Annotated in this window: 15 protein-coding genes; 11 read left to right on the top strand and 4 right to left on the bottom strand. The window is 68.7% G+C overall.

The genetic code is table 11. The features are described 5' to 3' along the window. Window positions 1-57: 57 nt before the first annotated feature. Complete coding sequence (locus LIU39_RS22480; RefSeq protein ID WP_227048636.1) at window positions 58-1662, top strand: ABC transporter substrate-binding protein; 1605 nt, start codon at window positions 58-60, stop codon at window positions 1660-1662. A 116-nt stretch (window positions 1663-1778) separates the two neighbouring features. On the opposite strand, the gene LIU39_RS22475 is transcribed toward LIU39_RS22480, so the two are convergent. Beyond that, a complete protein-coding gene (locus LIU39_RS22475; protein ID WP_227048635.1) occupies window positions 1779-2450 on the bottom strand; it encodes a response regulator in 672 nt (223 codons plus the stop codon). 13 nt (window positions 2451-2463) lie between these two features. Beyond that, window positions 2464-3426 carry a RecB family exonuclease gene (locus LIU39_RS22470; RefSeq protein ID WP_227048634.1) on the bottom strand — a complete coding sequence of 321 codons (963 nt, stop codon included), beginning with the start codon at window positions 3424-3426 and terminating at the stop codon, window positions 2464-2466. Window positions 3427-3601: 175 nt separating this feature from the next. On the opposite strand from LIU39_RS22470, the gene LIU39_RS22465 reads away from it, so the two are divergent. From LIU39_RS22465 to LIU39_RS22455, 3 genes are all read left to right on the top strand, one after another. Then, a complete protein-coding gene (locus tag LIU39_RS22465; RefSeq protein ID WP_227048633.1) occupies window positions 3602-4885 on the top strand; it encodes a site-2 protease family protein in 1284 nt (427 codons plus the stop codon). Between the two features lie 67 nt (window positions 4886-4952). Continuing rightward, on the top strand, window positions 4953-5888 hold the full coding sequence (locus LIU39_RS22460) for a tRNA (adenine-N1)-methyltransferase (RefSeq protein WP_227048632.1): 936 nt from the start codon (window positions 4953-4955) through the stop codon (window positions 5886-5888). Between the two features lie 181 nt (window positions 5889-6069). Next, window positions 6070-6642 (top strand): hypothetical protein, encoded by a 573-nt coding sequence (locus LIU39_RS22455; RefSeq protein WP_227048631.1) that lies wholly within the window; start codon window positions 6070-6072, stop codon window positions 6640-6642. A 72-nt stretch (window positions 6643-6714) separates the two neighbouring features. Here the strand turns inward: LIU39_RS22455 and LIU39_RS22450 are convergent, their stop codons facing one another. After that, window positions 6715-7011 (bottom strand): ferredoxin, encoded by a 297-nt coding sequence (locus LIU39_RS22450; protein WP_227048630.1) that lies wholly within the window; start codon window positions 7009-7011, stop codon window positions 6715-6717. Between the two features lie 251 nt (window positions 7012-7262). On the opposite strand from LIU39_RS22450, the gene arc reads away from it, so the two are divergent. From arc to prcA, 5 genes are all read left to right on the top strand, one after another. Then, on the top strand, window positions 7263-9029 hold the full coding sequence (arc, locus tag LIU39_RS22445; protein WP_227048629.1) for a proteasome ATPase: 1767 nt from the start codon (window positions 7263-7265) through the stop codon (window positions 9027-9029). Between the two features lie 278 nt (window positions 9030-9307). After that, window positions 9308-10819 carry a depupylase/deamidase Dop gene (dop, locus tag LIU39_RS22440; RefSeq protein ID WP_227048628.1) on the top strand — a complete coding sequence of 504 codons (1512 nt, stop codon included), beginning with the start codon at window positions 9308-9310 and terminating at the stop codon, window positions 10817-10819. 167 nt (window positions 10820-10986) lie between these two features. After that, entirely contained in the window at window positions 10987-11205 is a 219-nt protein-coding gene (locus LIU39_RS22435) for a ubiquitin-like protein Pup (RefSeq protein ID WP_227048627.1), read from the top strand. 293 nt (window positions 11206-11498) lie between these two features. Beyond that, a complete protein-coding gene (prcB, locus tag LIU39_RS22430) occupies window positions 11499-12344 on the top strand; it encodes a proteasome subunit beta (protein ID WP_227048626.1) in 846 nt (281 codons plus the stop codon). A gap of 66 nt (window positions 12345-12410) precedes the next feature. Further along, a complete protein-coding gene (gene prcA / locus LIU39_RS22425; RefSeq protein ID WP_227048625.1) occupies window positions 12411-13256 on the top strand; it encodes a proteasome subunit alpha in 846 nt (281 codons plus the stop codon). A gap of 97 nt (window positions 13257-13353) precedes the next feature. Here prcA and LIU39_RS22420 read toward each other — a convergent pair whose 3' ends face one another. Next, on the bottom strand, window positions 13354-14406 hold the full coding sequence (locus LIU39_RS22420) for a LacI family DNA-binding transcriptional regulator (protein WP_227048624.1): 1053 nt from the start codon (window positions 14404-14406) through the stop codon (window positions 13354-13356). A 123-nt stretch (window positions 14407-14529) separates the two neighbouring features. Between LIU39_RS22420 and LIU39_RS22415 the strand changes: the two genes are divergently transcribed. Together LIU39_RS22415 and pafA are read left to right on the top strand one after the other, a co-directional pair. Next, entirely contained in the window at window positions 14530-15789 is a 1260-nt protein-coding gene (locus tag LIU39_RS22415; protein WP_227048623.1) for an MFS transporter, read from the top strand. Window positions 15790-15798: 9 nt separating this feature from the next. Further along, the gene (pafA, locus tag LIU39_RS22410) at window positions 15799-17160 is read left to right on the top strand and encodes a Pup--protein ligase (protein WP_227048622.1); all 1362 of its coding nucleotides are present in this window, start codon (window positions 15799-15801) and stop codon (window positions 17158-17160) included. The last annotated feature ends 113 nt before the right edge of the window (window positions 17161-17273 follow it).

The raw sequence follows: 17273 nt of genomic DNA, 5'->3' as shown, positions 1-17273 counted from the left end.
TGGCTACTAATGTCGACGCGAGCAACACCTCTGCAGCTGATAAGGAACCTGCCGACGATGAATCGCAAGACCTTGGTGCTGCCGGCCCTGGCCGGTCTGCTCGCCCCCGTACTCGCTGCCTGCGGCAGCTCGGACGGCGCGGGCGGGAGCGGCGACCCGATCGTCGTCGGGGTCGCCACGCAGATCGAGGCCACCAAGGCAGCGCCCGCCCCGTTCGACCCGGCGCAGGCGTACGACGTCGACGCGATGAACGTCCTGCGCGGCACCCTTCAGACTCTGATGCGGCTGCCGAGGACCGGTACGGCGCCGGTGCCCGAGGCCGCCAAGACCTGCGGGTTCAGCGACACCCGGAACGAACAGTTCCGGTGCACTCTGCGCAGCGATCTGAAATTCTCCAACGGCCATGCGCTCACCGCGCAGGACGTGAAGTTCTCCATCGACCGCGTGCAGAAGATCAACTACGCCAACGGTCCCGGCACGCTGGTCAACGACATCGACAAGGTGGAAACACCCAGCGACACCGAAGTCGTTTTCCACCTCAAGAAGCCGGACGCCACCTTCCCGCAGAAGCTCACCACACCGGCCGCCGGCATCGTCGACCACCGCGTGTACCCCAAGGACCATCTCTACAACGGCTTCGAGCTGGTCGGCTCCGGCCCGTACACGCTCAAGGCCGAGCACAGCGGCCAGCGCGTCACCAAGGTCGTCTTCACCAAGAACCCCACCTACAAGGGCGCCGTGAAGCCCCTGAACAACAAGGTGGCGATGCGGTTCTTCGGCAGCTCGTCCGACATGGAGACGGCCCTGCGCAAGGGCGATATCGACCTGATGAACCGTGGTCTGTCGCCCAATCAGGTCAAGGGCCTGAAGAACTCCCGGGACGAGCACATCACCCTCCAGGAGATGCCCGGCCAGGAAATCCGCTACCTCGCCTTCAACACGAAGGACCCGTCGGTCTCCGACCCGGCCGTACGCCAGGCGATGGCGCAGCTCGTCAACCGCTCCCAGATGCTGCGTGACGTCTACTCCTACGCCGGCGACCCGCTGTACTCCCTGGTGCCCACCGGCCTCACCGGCCACATCAATTCCTTCTTCACCAAGTACGGCAACCCCAGCGTCCCGGCCGCCCGCAAGATCCTTGAGCAGGCGAACATCCACACCCCGGTGAAGCTGACCCTGACGTACACCGAGAACCACTACGGCGCCAGCACCGCCAAGGAGTTCGCGGCCCTGCAGAAGCAGCTCAACGCCAGCAAGCTGTTCGACGTCGACATCAAGGGCATCCGCAACTGGCAGCAGTTCCGCACCGACTCGTCGGAGGGCAAGTACGCGATCTACGGCATGGGCTGGTTCCCCGACATCCCGGACGCCGACAACTACATCGCGCCCTTCCTCGGCAAGGGGAACTTCCTCAACTCGCCCTACCGCAACGCCAAGATCGATCAGCTGATCCCCGCCACCCGGCAGCAGACCGACCGCAACGCCGCGGGCGCCGGCTTCAAGGAAGTCCAGAACATCCTCGCCGAAGACGTCCCGATCCTCCCGCTGTGGCAGGGCAAGCAGTACGTCGCCGCCCGCGACGACATCACCGGCGTGGAATGGGCCCTCAACTCCTCGTCCGCGCTGCAGATCTGGGAGCTGGGCCGCGGCGTCGCCGACTGACCCACCGCGGGAGACCCGGCCGTTTCCCGCAGCCGTGCGCACGACCGCGGGGCCGGTCCTGATCTCAGGACCGGCCCCGCCGTCATGACCACCGCCAGTAGGCGGCCCCGCGCCGCCTACTGGGCCCCGGGGCGCACCAGCCCGCTCTCGTACGCGTAGACCGCCGCCTGCACCCTGTCGCGCAGCCGCAGCTTCGTCAGTACATGCCCCACGTGCGTCTTGACCGTCGTCTCGCTCACGAACAGATCCGCCGCGATCTCGGCGTTCGACAGGCCACGGGCCACCAGCTTCAGCACCTCGACCTCGCGTTCGGTGAGCGTGTGCAGCGTGTCCGGCACCGACTCCTCGCCCGACGGGAGATGACCGGCGTACTTGTCCAGCAGCCGGCGCGTGATGCTGGGCGCCAGCATCGCCTCGCCGGCCGCCACCACCCGGATCGCCTGCACCAGCTCGTTGGCCGGCGCGTCCTTGAGCAGGAAGCCGCTGGCCCCCGCCCGCAGCGCCTCGACGACGTACTCGTCCAGGTCGAACGTCGTCAGTACCAGCACCTTCGCCGGGCCGTCCTTCGCCGGACCGGTGATCCGGCGGGTCGCTTCCACACCGTCCATCCGTGGCATGCGGATGTCCATCAGCACCACATCGGGCTGCAACGCCCGCACCTGGTCCAGTGCCTGCAGGCCGTCCCCGGCCTCGCCGACGACCGCCAGATCCTGCTCGGCCTCCAGGATCATCCGGAAACCCGTACGCAGCAGCGGCTGGTCGTCGACCAGCAGGACGCGGATAGCCACCAAATCTCCTTCGTTAGACCGGCTCCATTCTGCCCTGCTCGGGGCCGCTCCCGTCCGCCGGGCGGACCGTCAGCGGATAGACCGGGGGAGTGCCGCCGAACTCCGGGCAGTGCGCCTGATGGTCGCACCAGCCGCACAGCTTCGTCGGCCGCGGTCGCCAGTCGCCGGACTCCGTCGCCTTCCCGATCGCCTCCCACAGCGCCAGCAACTTCCGCTCCACGCCCAGCAGTTCGGCCTCGCCGGGGTCGTACGTGATGACGTCGCCGCTGCCCAGGTAGACCAGCTGCAACCGGCGCGGCACCAGCCCGCGCAGCCGCCACATCACCAGCGCGTAGAACTTCATCTGGAACAGCGCGCCCTCGGCGAACTGCGGACGCGGCGCCTTGCCGGTCTTGTAGTCGACGATCCTGACCTCGCCCGTCGGCGCGACGTCCACCCGGTCGATGAACCCGCGCAGCTGCAGCCCCGAATCCAGCACCGTCTCGACATACAGCTCACGGTCCGCGGGCTCCAGGCGCGTCGGATCCTCCAGCGAGAACCACCGCTCCACCAGCGCCTCGGCGTCCGCCAGCCAGCCGGCCAGTCGCTCGCCCTCCGGATCGTCGGCGAAGAGCTCGGCCAGCTCCGGCCGCCTGCCCAGCAGCTTCTCCCACTCGCCCGCCACCATCGCGCGGGCCCCGGGCGCCGTACGCTCCGCCGCCGGCGCATCGAAGAGCCGCTCCAGCACCGCATGCACCACGGTGCCGCGGGTCGCCGCCGGGCTGGGCTTCTCCGGCAGCTTGTCGATCACCCGGAAGCGGTACAGCAACGGGCACTGCATGAAGTCGCTCGCCCGCGAGGGCGACAGCGCGACGGGACGCCCCGGCGGCCGCTGTGCCCCGCGCTGCGCGCCGGGGCCTGCCGTCTCCCGCCCGCCCCGCCCGTCCTGCGGCGCCGCCGCCACATCCGCCTCGGCATTCTCGGTGCTCGTTCCCATGACACCCGACCCTACGGCCAGGCACTGACAACACCCGCCACCACGGCACGGACCGGGGGCCCGCAGCGGAACGGCCGGGCACGCTCCGCATACCATCGACGTCAGACCCCTTTGCGCAGCATGATCGAGAGATCACGCCGAACAGCGCGAAGGCCGTATTCGACGAGGGGACACCGTGGACGAGAGCGGGAAGCCGCAGGGCCCCCACGAGCCCGTGCAGCCCCAGCCGCCCAATCCGCCCGAGCCGCCCAAGGGCCCCGATAACCCCAAGGATTCCAAGGGCCGCAAGGCACCGGCACCGGGCCGCAAGAAGGGCGGCGGCATCCTCATGGGCCGCCCCTTCGGCGTGCCCGTCTACGTCGCTCCCAGCTGGTTCCTCGTCGCCGCCCTGATCACCTGGGTCTTCGGCGCCCAGCTCGAACAGGTCCTGCCCGAACTCGGCGTCGCCCGCTACCTCGTCTCGCTCTTCTTCGCCGTCGCCTTCTACGCCTCGGTCCTCATCCACGAACTCGCGCACACCGTCGCCGCGCTCCGCTTCAAGCTCCCGGTACGCCGCATCCAGCTCCAGTTCTTCGGCGGCGTATCGGAGATCGAGAAGGAGACCGAGACCCCCGGCAGGGAATTCGTCCTCGCCTTCGTGGGCCCGTTCCTCTCCCTCGTGCTCTCCGGCGTCTTCTACGGCGGCATGCAGCTCGTCGAGGCCGGCACGGTCCCCGGCGTGCTGCTCGCGGGGCTGATGATCTCCAACCTCATCGTCGCGGTCTTCAACTTCCTGCCCGGACTCCCGCTCGACGGCGGCCGGATGCTGCGCGCCGTCGTCTGGAAGATCACCGGCAACCCGATGACCGGCACCGTCGCCGCCGCCTGGATCGGCCGCGCGCTCGCCGTCACCGTCCTGATCGGCCTGCCGCTGCTCACGCACACCGGAGCGCTCGGCGGCCCCCGCCCCGAGATCGGCGGCGCCGACTCCCTCACCGACGCCCTGCTCGCCGCGATCCTGGCCGCCATCATCTGGACCGGCGCAGGCAACAGCCTCCGGATGGCCCGGCTGCGCGAGCGCCTCCCCGAACTCCAGGCCCGTACGCTCACCCGGCGCGCCGTCCCCGTCGAGAACGCCACCCCGCTCTCCGAGGCGCTCCGCCGCGCCAACGACTCCGGGGCCCGCGCCCTGGTCGTCGTCGACGGGCACGGCGAACCCACCGCGGTCGTCCGCGAGGCCGCCATCGTCGGCGTCCCCGAACACCGCCGCCCCTGGGTGCCGGTCGGCACCCTCGCCCAGGACCTCAGGGAGGGCATGCGGGTTCCGGCCGAACTGGCCGGTGAGGACCTCCTCGAATTCCTCCGCACCACCCCGGCCACCGAATACCTCGTCGTCGAGGAGACCGGCGAGATCTACGGCGTGCTGTCCACCGACGATGTCGAGCGGGCCTTCGTCTCCGCCATGGCCCGCCACTCCTGACCCGCCCGCGCCGCCTACGGGACGCCCGCTGGTCCTGGGCGTCCTCCAGGGCCGGTAGGCTGGTCACATGTCCGAACCGACCGGTGCCGCCCGCCGTCGCGGGCCCTTCAAGGTCGGGGACCAGGTCCAGCTCACCGACCCCAAGGGACGCCACTACACCTTCACGCTCGAAGAGGGAAAAAGCTTCCACACCCACAAGGGAGCCTTCCCCCACGACGAGCTGATCGGTGCTCCCGAGGGCAGTGTTGTCCGTACCACCGGGAACGTCGCCTACCTCGCGCTGCGCCCGCTGCTCCCCGACTACGTCCTGTCCATGCCCCGCGGCGCCGCCGTGGTCTACCCCAAGGACGCGGGGCAGATCCTGGCGATGGCCGACATCTTCCCTGGCGCCCGCGTCGTCGAGGCGGGAGTGGGTTCCGGCTCGCTCAGCAGCTTCCTGCTGCGCGCCATCGGCGACCAGGGCATGCTGCACTCCTACGAGCGCCGCGAAGACTTCGCCAAGATCGCCACCCAGAACGTCGAGCGCTACTTCGGCGAGCCGCACCCCGCCTGGACGCTGACCGTCGGTGACCTCCAGGACAACCTCTCCGACACCGAGGTCGACCGGGTCATCCTCGACATGCTCGCCCCCTGGGAGTGCCTGGAGGCCGTCTCCAAGGCGCTGGTCCCCGGCGGCATCCTCTGCGCGTACGTCGCCACGACCACGCAGCTGGCCCGCACCGTCGAGGCGATCCGCGAACACGGCACCTTCAACGAGCCGTCGGCCTGGGAAACCATGGTCCGCACCTGGCACGTCGAGGGCCTCGCCGTACGCCCCGACCACCGCATGATCGGCCACACCGGCTTCCTGCTCACCGCCCGCCGTCTCGCCGACGGCGTCGAGCCCCCGCTGCGCCGCCGCCGTCCTGCCAAGGGCGCGTACGGCGACGACTACACCGGCCCGGGTTCCGCGTCGGGCGGTTCCAAGGACGCGCCCTCGGGCGACTCCGCGGAGCGCGGCTGACCGCCGGCTTCCGGCCACCGAACCACCGGGCGCCGCCGACGAGTTCCCTCTGCGGGAACCGTCGGCGGCGCTCCTTCGTTTCCGGCGTAAAACTCCGGTCCGGCTGGTTCCTGGGCGTCTTGTCCTGTGGAACGATGCTGGGCACTCCCACCGCCACAGCACTTCACAGGAGTTACCCCGCGTGCAGCCCTTGGCAGGCCAGGATCTTTCGCACACCCAGCCCCGCCCCATGCACTGGCTCGCCACAGCCACCGCCGTCGCCGCGGTCATCGCTGCGGCCTCGTTCGTCCAGCCCCCCGATGTGACCGCCATCCCGACCGCATCAGGCCATCCTGCGGCAGCCCCCGACCCGCGGGGTGTGGCCTTCCCCGTCGACTGCGGCCCGAACCGCCTCGACGTGGTGAAGAAGGTCTCCGGCGACCTCGACGGCGACGGCACGATCGAGACCGTCGCGACGGTCCGCTGCCACAGCGCCACCGGCACCCCGCCGAGCGGCGTCTACGTCCTCGCGCAGCCGACCGGCAAGGGGAAGACACCCCGCATCGTCGCCACGCTCCTGGCACCCTCCCAGCAGCTCAGCGTCCAGGACCTCTCCCTGGACTCCGGAGAGATCTCCGCGACGCTCCTGGGGTACTCCACGACCGACGTTCCGCGCTGCTGCCCCGACGTGCGTACTTCCGCCAAGTGGCAATGGAAGGGCGGGAAGTTCGTCCGCAACGAACTCCCCGCCACCGTAGGCACCGCGCGTATCTGAGCCATCACAGGGCGTACTCCGGAGAAGGCGGCGGCCCGGTGCCGGCGCTGCCTTCTCCCCGCCGCCCGGCGGCTATTCCGCCTCCGGGCCGTAGACCTCCACCCGGTCGGTGACCCGGCGCACGTGGATGCAGTCCCCCGGGCACTCCTTCGCCGAGTCCCGCACGTCGTTGAGCAGCGGCAGTGGAACGGGCGTTGTCGCCCCCTTGTCCTGCAGCAGTTCGTCGTCGGCGCTCTTGACGTAGGCCAGTCCGTCGATGTCCAGCTCGAAGACCTCGGGCGCGTACTGCGCGCAGATCCCGTCCCCGGTGCACAAGTCCTGATCGATCCAGACTTCGAGCTCTGGAGTGGCTTCTTCCTGCGCGGTCATCTCGCCTGCCGTTCCTGCGTACGTGAAGCGTTTTTGTCTAAGTGGCGCCAGCCCTGACGGGTGTTGACCGTCCCGACGATACAACCGGTCGCTTTCCGATGTTGTTCGGTGGGTATTCCCTTGGTGAGCGGACGTGCGCAAGGGTGAAGATCGGACACACCCCGACCGTCTTTTCGATCTAGGGGTTTCAACCTGCACCGGCCCAGGTAGGGTCAGGAAGCGTCCAGCTCCCCTTGGAGGAGGTGAGGACCGTGGCAGCCCACGACGACGACATCAACCGCGGCATCCGGCCGGGGCGGGGGTCTGAAGACCCCGCCGGCCAGGTTGCCTATCTTGAGCAGGAGATCGCCGTCCTGCGACGCAAGCTCGCCGACTCTCCGCGTCATACGAGGATTCTCGAAGAGCGGATCGTCGAGCTGCAGACCAACCTGGCCGGCGTTTCCGCGCAGAACGAGCGACTCGCCAATACTCTCCGAGAGGCCCGCGACCAGATCGTCGCGCTCAAGGAGGAGGTCGACCGGCTCGCGCAGCCGCCGGCCGGCTTCGGCGTCTTCCTGCAGACGAATGAGGACGGCACGGCCGATATCTTCACCGGGGGCCGAAAGCTCCGGGTGAATGTCAGCCCCAGCGTGGAGACGAACGATCTCAGGCGCGGCCAGGAGGTCATGCTCAACGAAGCGCTCAATGTGGTCGAGGCCATGGAGTTCGAGAGCGCCGGGGACATCGTCACCCTCAAGGAAATTCTTGAGGACGGCGAGCGCGCTCTGGTCGTCGGGCACACCGACGAGGAACGGGTGGTGCGGCTCGCCGAGCCGCTGCTGGACATCACCATCCGCCCCGGCGACGCCCTGCTGCTCGAATCCCGCTCCGGCTACGTCTATGAAGTCATCCCGAAGAGCGAGGTCGAGGAACTCGTCCTCGAAGAGGTCCCGGACATCGACTACACCAAGATCGGCGGTCTGGGCGGCCAGATCGAACTGATCCGGGACGCGGTCGAGCTTCCGTACCTCTACCCCGACCTCTTCAAGGAGCACGAACTCCGCCCGCCCAAGGGCGTCTTGCTCTACGGCCCGCCCGGCTGCGGCAAGACGCTCATCGCCAAGGCGGTCGCCAACTCCCTTGCCAAGAAGGTCGCCGAGGTGACCGGCCAGCCCGCGGGGAAGAGCTTCTTCCTCAACATCAAGGGCCCCGAACTCCTCAACAAATACGTCGGCGAGACCGAACGGCACATCCGGCTGGTCTTCCAGCGGGCGAGGGAAAAGGCCAGCGAGGGCACGCCCGTCATCGTCTTCTTCGACGAGATGGATTCCCTCTTCCGCACCCGTGGCTCCGGTGTCAGCTCGGACGTGGAGAACACCATCGTCCCGCAGCTGCTCTCCGAGATCGACGGTGTGGAGGGCCTGGAGAACGTCATCGTGATCGGCGCCTCGAACCGCGAGGACATGATCGACCCGGCGATCCTGCGCCCCGGCCGCCTCGACGTGAAGATCAAGATCGAGCGTCCGGACGCGGAAGCGGCGAAGGACATCTTCTCGAAGTACCTCACCGAGCGTCTTCCGCTGCACGCCGACGATCTTGCCGAGCACGGCGATTCCCGCAAGGCAGCCGTCAGCGGGATGATCCAGTCCGTCGTCGAGCAGATGTACGCGGAATCCGAGGAGAACCGCTTCCTGGAGGTCACCTATGCCAATGGTGACAAGGAAGTCCTGTACTTCAAGGACTTCAATTCCGGCGCGATGATCGAGAACATCGTCGGTCGCGCGAAGAAGATGGCCATCAAAGCCTTCCTCGAACACAACCAGAAGGGTCTGCGGGTCTCCCACCTCCTCCAGGCATGCGTGGACGAGTTCAAGGAGAACGAAGACCTGCCGAACACCACCAACCCGGACGACTGGGCCCGTATCTCCGGTAAGAAGGGCGAGCGGATCGTCTACATCCGTACGCTGGTCACCGGAAAGCAGGGCGCGGATACCGGTCGCTCCATCGACACGGTGGCGAATACCGGCCAATACCTGTAACACCGCGCTCCGGCTGCGGATGTCCTGCACGGGGCGTCCGCAGCCGGACGCTTTTCCGGGGTCACCCGGGCAGCCCCGGGCAAAGCGCCGGGCGGTGGCCGGGGAAACCGGACGGGAGCAATGACTGTAATGATCTCCCCAGCGCCGCAAAGGCGTTCTAGGCTCGTCAGTACCGCGACGTCACGCTGTGCGGGAGCGGGGATCGCACACAGACCGGAAGCGCAGCGGTACTTGAGCGCCGACCCCATCAGGGGGCGCCGCCGGGCAAGGAGGGCCGCATGACCGTACGGCGAGTAATGGGGATCGAGACGGAGTACGGAATCTCCGTCCCCGGACACCCGAACGCCAATGCCATGCTCACCTCGTCCCAAGTCGTCAACGCCTACGCGGCGGCGATGCACCGGGCACGGCGTGCCCGTTGGGATTTCGAGGAGGAGAATCCGCTGCGGGACGCCCGCGGCTTCGACCTCGCCCGCGAGGCCGCCGATTCCAGTCAGCTCACCGATGAGGACATCGGCCTCGCCAATGTGATCCTCACCAATGGCGCGCGGCTGTACGTCGACCACGCGCACCCTGAATACAGCGCGCCGGAGGTCACGAATCCGCGGGACGCCGTGTTGTGGGACAAGGCTGGCGAGCGGGTCATGGCCGAGGCCGCCGAGCTGGCCGGCCAGGTTCCCGGCGCCCAGCCGATCCTCCTCTACAAGAACAACACCGACAACAAGGGCGCCTCCTACGGCACGCACGAGAACTACCTGATGAAGCGGGAGACCCCGTTCTCGGACATCGTGCGGCACCTGACGCCGTTCTTCGTCTCACGCCAGGTCGTCACCGGCGCAGGCCGGGTCGGCATCGGCCAGGACGGGCGTGAGCACGGCTTCCAGCTCAGCCAGCGTGCCGACTACTTCGAGGTCGAGGTCGGCCTGGAGACGACGCTCAAGCGCCCGATCATCAACACCCGCGACGAACCGCATGCGGACGCCGAGAAGTACCGCCGGCTGCATGTGATCATCGGCGACGCGAATCTCTCCGAGATCTCGACCTACCTGAAGCTGGGCACCACCTCGCTGGTCCTCTCCATGATCGAGGACGGTTTCATCGCCGTCGACCTGGCCGTCGACCAGCCGGTCCGCGCCCTGCACCAGGTCTCGCACGACCCCGGTCTGCGCCACCTGATCACGCTCCGCAGCGGCCGCACGCTCACCGCCGTCCAGCTTCAGATGGAGTACTTCGAACTGGCCCGCAAGTACGTCGAGGACCGCTACGGCGCGGACGCGGACGAGCAGACGAAGGACGTGCTGACCCGCTGGGAGGACGTGCTCGGGCGGCTGGAGAACGACCCGATGAGCCTCTCCGGGGAGCTGGACTGGGTCGCCAAGCGGGAGCTGATGGAGGGCTACCGTCGCCGTGACGGCCTGGAGTGGGACGCGGCACGGCTGCACCTCATCGACCTCCAGTACGCGGACGTGCGGTCCGACAAGGGCCTCTACAACCGCCTGGCGGCCCGCGGCAAGATGAAGCGGCTGCTGGAGGAGCCCGAGGTCCAGCGGTCCCGGTTGCAGCCGCCCGAGGACACCAGGGCCTATTTCCGCGGCCGCTGCCTGGAGCAGTACGCGGACGACGTCGCGGCCGCCTCCTGGGACTCGGTGATTTTCGATCTGCCGGGCCGTGACTCTCTGCAACGGGTTCCCACTCTGGAGCCGCTGCGTGGGACGCGTGAGCACGTCAAGGACCTGCTGGACCGCTGCCGCACGGCCGAGGAGCTGGTGAGGGCGCTTTCCGGCCATTGAACGGGCACGGATTCGCGGCTGATCCACGGCTGAAAAGGTCGCGGGGCGGGAATCATCGAGGTGACTCCCGGGCGTTGCAACAAGTGCAGGGCCGATGTCAGAGCCAGCTTGTAGGGTCGGATCTTGAAAGTCACATCGAGCGGGGCGAACCGAGCGGGGTGAGGGAAATGGCGACCAAGGACAGCGGCGGCGGGCAGCAGAAGGCCACGCGTTCCACCGAAGAGGTCGAGGAGCAGACGCAGGAGGCGGAGGCTTCCGAAGACCTCAAGGAACGCCAGGAAAAGCTGTCGGACGACGTCGATTCGGTGCTGGACGAGATCGACGACGTGCTCGAAGAGAACGCCGAGGACTTCGTGCGGAGCTTCGTTCAGAAGGGCGGAGAGTAACCGGACCGTGGACCGGGCGCGGTGCCGGTGGTGTTCTGCGGAGCGCCGTCGGCCCGGCCCGGAGTGCCGGAGACCTTTCCCGCGTGGCCGTGCGGAGCCGGCGGCATGTCAGGCCGCCCGCTCCCCACGGCCGGTGAGGCCGGTGCAGCCCGGTTCTGGAACTCATGTGGATCACGGCCGCAGGACGGGTAGGGTCCGGGTCGTACAGTGCTTCAGCTGCACCGCAGCCTGGGACAATTCAAGCATCGGCGGGCCGCCCGGAGGGGGTCGGCCGAGTATCCGGAAGGAAACGTGTGGAAGCCAACACCCGTAGCACCGGGCGTCTACCAGCTGCCTTCCTGACGCCTGGATCCTCGTCGTTCATGGACTTCCTCGGCGAGCACTCTCCCGACCTGCTGCCGGGCAACCGCCCGTTGCCGCCCGTCCAGGGCGCCATCGAGGCACCGCACGGCACGACCATCGTGGCGGCGGCGTTCCCCGGCGGCGTGGTGCTCGCCGGTGACCGCAGGGCGACGATGGGCAACGTCATCGCCCAGCGCGACATCCAGAAGGTCTTCCCGGCCGACGAATACTCCGCTGTCGGCATCGCCGGTACGGCCGGTCTGGCCGTCGAGATGGTCAAGCTGTTCCAGCTGGAGCTGGAGCACTTCGAGAAGGTGGAAGGCGCCCAGCTGTCCCTGGAGGGCAAGGCAAACCGCCTCTCCACGATGATCCGGGGCAATCTCGGGATGGCCATGCAGGGCCTCGCCGTCGTGCCGCTGTTCGCCGGCTGGGACGTCGACCGGGAGAAGGGCCGCATCTTCTCCTACGACGTGACCGGTGGGCGGTCCGAGGAGCACGGCTTCGCGTCGACGGGATCCGGTTCCGTCTTCGCCCGCGGCGCCCTCAAGAAGCTGTACCGCGACGACTTCACGGAGCATCAGGCCGCCACGGCCGTCGTTCAGGCGCTCTACGACGCAGCTGACGACGATTCGGCGACCGGCGGGCCCGACCTGGCCCGGCGGATCTACCCGATCGTCACGGTGATCACCGAAGACGGCTTCAAGAGGTTCACCGACGCCGATGTCTCGGAAATCGCCCATGCCATTCACGAGCGCCGCCTCGAACAGCCCGACGGCCCGCGCGCCGCGGTGCTCTGACGGGACGGGCGGTCCGGAATGCGCGTGCCAGTGAGAGAGCCATTGACAGAAAGGGACGGATAACCGGTGTCGACGCCGTTCTATGTCTCACCCCAGCAGGCCATGGCCGATCGTGCCGAATACGCCCGCAAGGGCATCGCGCGCGGCCGCAGTGTCGTGGTGCTGCAGTACACCGACGGCGTGGTATTCGTCGCCGAGAATCCCTCCCGGGCCCTGCACAAGGTCAGCGAGATCTATGACCGCATCGCTTTCGCAGCGGTCGGCAAGTACAACGAATTCGAGAATCTGCGGATCGGCGGCGTGCGCTACGCCGATCTGCGCGGCTACACCTACCACCGCGAGGACGTCACCGCACGCGGCCTCGCGAACGTCTACGCACAGACGCTCGGCACGATCTTCTCCAGCGCCGCCGAGAAGCCGTACGAGGTCGAGCTGATCGTCGCCGAGGTGGGCAGCGCCGCCGAGGACGACCAGATCTACCGGCTTCCGCACGACGGCTCGATCGTGGACGAGCACGGCTCGGTCGCGGTGGGCGGCAACGCCGACCAGATCAGCAGCTACCTCGACCAGCGGCACCGCGACGGCATGACGCTGGGCGAGGCGCTGAAGCTGGCCGTGGACTCGCTGTCGCGGGACAACAACGGTGGCGAGCGCACCCTGACCGCCGAGCAGTTGGAGGTCGCGACGCTGGACCGTACGCGGCCGCAGCAGCGGAAGTTCAAGCGGATCCTGGGCCGCCAGCTCTCCCGGCTGCTGGACGAGCACGACTCGGCGTCCGGCGCCGAGCCGGCCGTGGACGGGGACGACGCGCCGGGCTCCGCCGACACGGACACGTCCCCGGAGGGCGACGACGCGTCCGGCGAGAAGGATGCGAAGGGTTCGAAGGGCCCGGAGAAGGGTTCCAAGGAGTAAACGGCGCCGTACGGCGTCCGGACAGCGCGTCCCGGTGGGTTACCGCCGGGGCGCGCTGTGGTGTGCGAGCGGTTCCGGAGGCCGGATGCTGTACGCGTCAAGCGGGCGCCGGGCCCGTGGAGCCGCGGGTGACCAGCTCGACCGGCAGGGTGCGGGCCGGGGCGGGGCGGCCGTCGAGCGCCGTCATCAGGGCGCGCATGCCGGCCGCGCCGAAGTCCTCGGCCGGCAGTCGTACGGTCGTCAGCTCAGGTTCGACCGCCACGGCCAGCGCCAGATCGTCGAAGCCGGTGACCGAGACGTCCTCCGGCACCCGTAGACCCAGCCGCCGCACGGCCTTGCAGGCGCCGGCGGCCACGATGTCGTCGTCACAGACCAGCGCCGTCGGGCGGGGCCCGGGACCGGTCAGTGCGGTGTGCGCGGCGTTCAGGCCCGCCGTGACGCCGAGTGCGGCCGGCACCCTGCGCAGCTCGGCGCCGGGAATCCCGCCGATGGCCCGGTCGAGGGTGCGGGCGCGCAGCGCGAAGGTCCAGGAGTCGATGTCGGCCGCGAGATGGCCGATCCGGCGGTGGCCGAGCGCGAGGAGATGGTCGGCCACCTGGCGGATGCCGTCGGCGATGTCGAGGTTGACGGTGGCGGCGGCCCGGTCGTCCTGCGGGTCGTTGTCCAGCATGACGAGCGGGAGCCCGGTGCCGCGGAGTGCGGCGAGCGCGTCGACCGCCATGGACGAGGCGATCACGCCGTCGAGGGTGGCGCGGGCCGAGCCGAACGGGTCGGGGGCCGGGCCGATGCCTTCGGGGGAGGGGTAGAGGACCACGCCGAAGCCGCGGTCCGCGGCGGCCCGGGACGCACCGGAGTGGACCAGCGCGAAGAATTCCGTGGTGAGCGCGGGGACGACGAGGAGTGCGGTGCGGGTGCGGCCCATGCGCAGGCTGCGGGCCGCGAGATTGGGGCGGTATCCGAGTTCGAGGGCGGCGGCCCGGACGGACTCGGCCTTGGCCGGAGAGACCCGGCCGCGCCACTTCTCGCCGAGCACGAGGGAGACGGCGGCCTGGGAGACCCCGGCGGCCCGTGCCACGTCCCGGCTCGTGACGCGGGGGGCGGCAGACGGCTGCGCGCCGCGGTCCGTAGCCGACGTGTCGTTGCTGCTCACCGGTGTCTGCCTCCTGGTGATCGGCCGGGCGGGCTGGACCGCCGGATGGCGCCATGATACGTATAACGCCTCACGTTATACGTATCATGTCCGGTCCGCTGTACCGGACGGAAAGGGGCCGGGATGGCTGCGGGATATGCGGAGCTGCTCAGGACCCGGCACGCCGTCCGGCTGCTGACCGGAACTCTGATAGGCCGGTTGCCGAACGCCACGGCCGCCCTGGCGGTGGTGCTCTTCGTCCGTTCCGAGGGCGGCAGTTACGCCCTGGCCGGTGCGCTTTCCGCGGTCTACGGCGTGTGCACCGCGATCGGCCAGCCGCTGCTCGGCCGGGCCGTCGACGTGTACGGCCAGCCCCGCGTCATGCTGCCCGCCGCGGTGGTATCCGCTCTGGGGATGGTGCTGCTCGCCGTCGTGGGGCTTGATCCGCTGCCTCTCGCCTACGCCGCCGCGGCGATTGCGGGGCTCTTCACGCCGCCTCTGGAGGGCGGTCTGCGGGCCCTGTGGCCCGGGGTGCTCAAGCGTCCCGAGCGGGTGCACGCCGCGTACGCGTTGGACGCGGTGGCGCAGGAAGTCATGTTCGCGGTGGGGCCGTTGCTGGTGACGCTGTGCGTCGCGGCCTGGTCGGAGCAGGTCGCGCTGCTGGTCATCAACGCCCTCGGCGTGCTGGGCGCACTCTCCGTCGTCGTCTCCCCGCCGTCGCGGCAGTGGCGCAGCGGTCCGCGCGAGGCGCACTGGCTGGGCGCGCTGCGGTCGCCGGGCATTCTGGTGCTGATCGGCTCGTTCTTCTTCGTCGGGCTGGCACTCGGCTCCATCGCCGTGGCCGCCGTGGCGTACGCGGACGGGCACGGCGACGGCATGGTTTCCAGCTTTTTGCTCTCCGCGCTGGGTGTCGGCGCGCTGCTGGGCGGCGTCGTCTACGGAGCCCGGGAGTGGCCGGGGAGTCCAGAGGGGCGGCTGCGGCTGCTCGTCGCCTTTCTGGCGCTGGGGTATCTGCCCCTCGTTCTCGCCCCTGGTGTGGTGGGGATGACGGCGCTGACCGGTGTCGCCGGTGTGTTCCTGGCGCCGGCGCTGGCGTGTGCGTTCGTGGTCGTGGACCGGCATGCTCCGCACGGCACGGTCACGGAGGCGTTCTCGTGGCTGGTGACGACGTTCGGCGTCGGTTCGGCGGTCGGCGCGTCGGTGGTGGGGCCCGCGGTGGAGCACGGCGGTGCGGCGGCGGGATTTGCGGTGGCGGGGGCCGGCGGAATCGCCGCGCTGCTGGTGCTTTTGTCGATGAAGCGATTTCTTGGGGATCCCGTGGAGCGGACGGTTGTTGCGGCCCCGGCGGAAAATGATCGAAACGGGGCTGTCGAACCCGGTTTCAGAGCACGCCATCAGGCGTAATGTTCAGTCATGGACCGCCGCATTTTCGGGCTGGAGAACGAGTACGGCGTCACGTGCACGTTCAGGGGACAGCGCCGACTGTCGCCTGACGAAGTGGCGCGGTACCTCTTCCGCCGTGTCGTGTCATGGGGCCGCAGCAGCAATGTCTTCCTGCGGAACGGCGCCCGCCTGTACTTGGACGTGGGTTCGCACCCGGAATATGCAACTCCCGAGTGCGACAACGTGACCGAGCTGGTCACCCACGACAAGGCCGGCGAGCGCATTCTCGAAGGCCTTCTCGTCGACGCCGAACGCCGCCTGCACGAGGAGGGAATCGCGGGCGACGTCTATCTCTTCAAGAACAACACCGATTCGGCGGGCAACTCCTACGGCTGCCACGAGAACTATCTCGTCGCCCGCCACGGGGAGTTCTCCCGGCTCGCGGACATCCTCATTCCCTTCCTCGTCACCCGTCAGCTGCTGTGCGGCGCGGGCAAGGTGCTGCAGACCCCGCGCGGCGCCGTCTACTGCGTCAGCCAGCGTGCCGAGCACATCTGGGAGGGGGTGTCGTCCGCGACGACCCGTTCGCGGCCGATCATCAATACCCGGGACGAACCGCACGCCGACGCCGAGCGCTATCGCCGGCTGCATGTGATCGTCGGCGATTCGAACATGTCCGAGACGACCATGCTGCTGAAGGTCGGGGCGACCGATCTCGTCCTGCGCATGATCGAGGCGGGCACCGTCATGCGCGATCTGACGCTGGAGAACCCGATCCGGGCGATCCGTGAAGTCAGCCATGACATCACCGGGCAGCGCAAGGTGCGGCTGGCCAGCGGGCGCGAGGCGTCGGCGCTCGAAGTCCAGCAGGAGTACTACGAAAAGGCGGTGGATTTCTGCGAGCGCCGCGGAATCCGTACGGGCACCGTCGAACGCGTCCTGGAGTTGTGGGGGCGCACCCTCGAAGCAATCCGGGATCAGGAGCTCGACCGTATCTCCACCGAGATCGACTGGGTGATGAAACATCAACTCATCGAGCGATACCGCACAAAGAACAACATCACGATGTCCCACCCGCGAGTGGCGCAGATAGACCTCGCGTATCACGACATCCACCGCCGCAGGGGGCTCTATTACCTTCTGGAGCGGAAGGGACAAGCGGCGCGGATCTGCAACGACTTGAAGATCTTCGAGGGCAAGTCGGTGCCGCCGCAAACCACTCGCGCCAGGTTGCGCGGCGACTTCATCCGCAGGGCCCAGGAACAGCGGCGTGATTTCACGGTCGACTGGGTGCACCTCAAGCTGAACGATCAGGCGCAGCGGACGGTGCTGTGCAAGGACCCGTTCCGTTCGGTGGACGACAGGGTGGAGAAGTTGATCGCCGGTATGTGACGCGGGCCGCAGCAGGGTGTGCCGGGAGTGTAAGTGCTCCCGGCACATTGCTGTGTTGCGCCGGGAAACGTATGGGGGCACAGGGTCGTAGAGTGGCGGGCATTGGCCACCCA

It is taken from the genome of Streptomyces pinistramenti, from assembly GCF_020564935.1.
GTDB classification, from domain to species: domain Bacteria; phylum Actinomycetota; class Actinomycetes; order Streptomycetales; family Streptomycetaceae; genus Streptomyces; species Streptomyces pinistramenti.
Note: the sequence above shows the minus strand (reverse complement) of the source record. Positions and strands in the feature narration are given on the sequence as shown.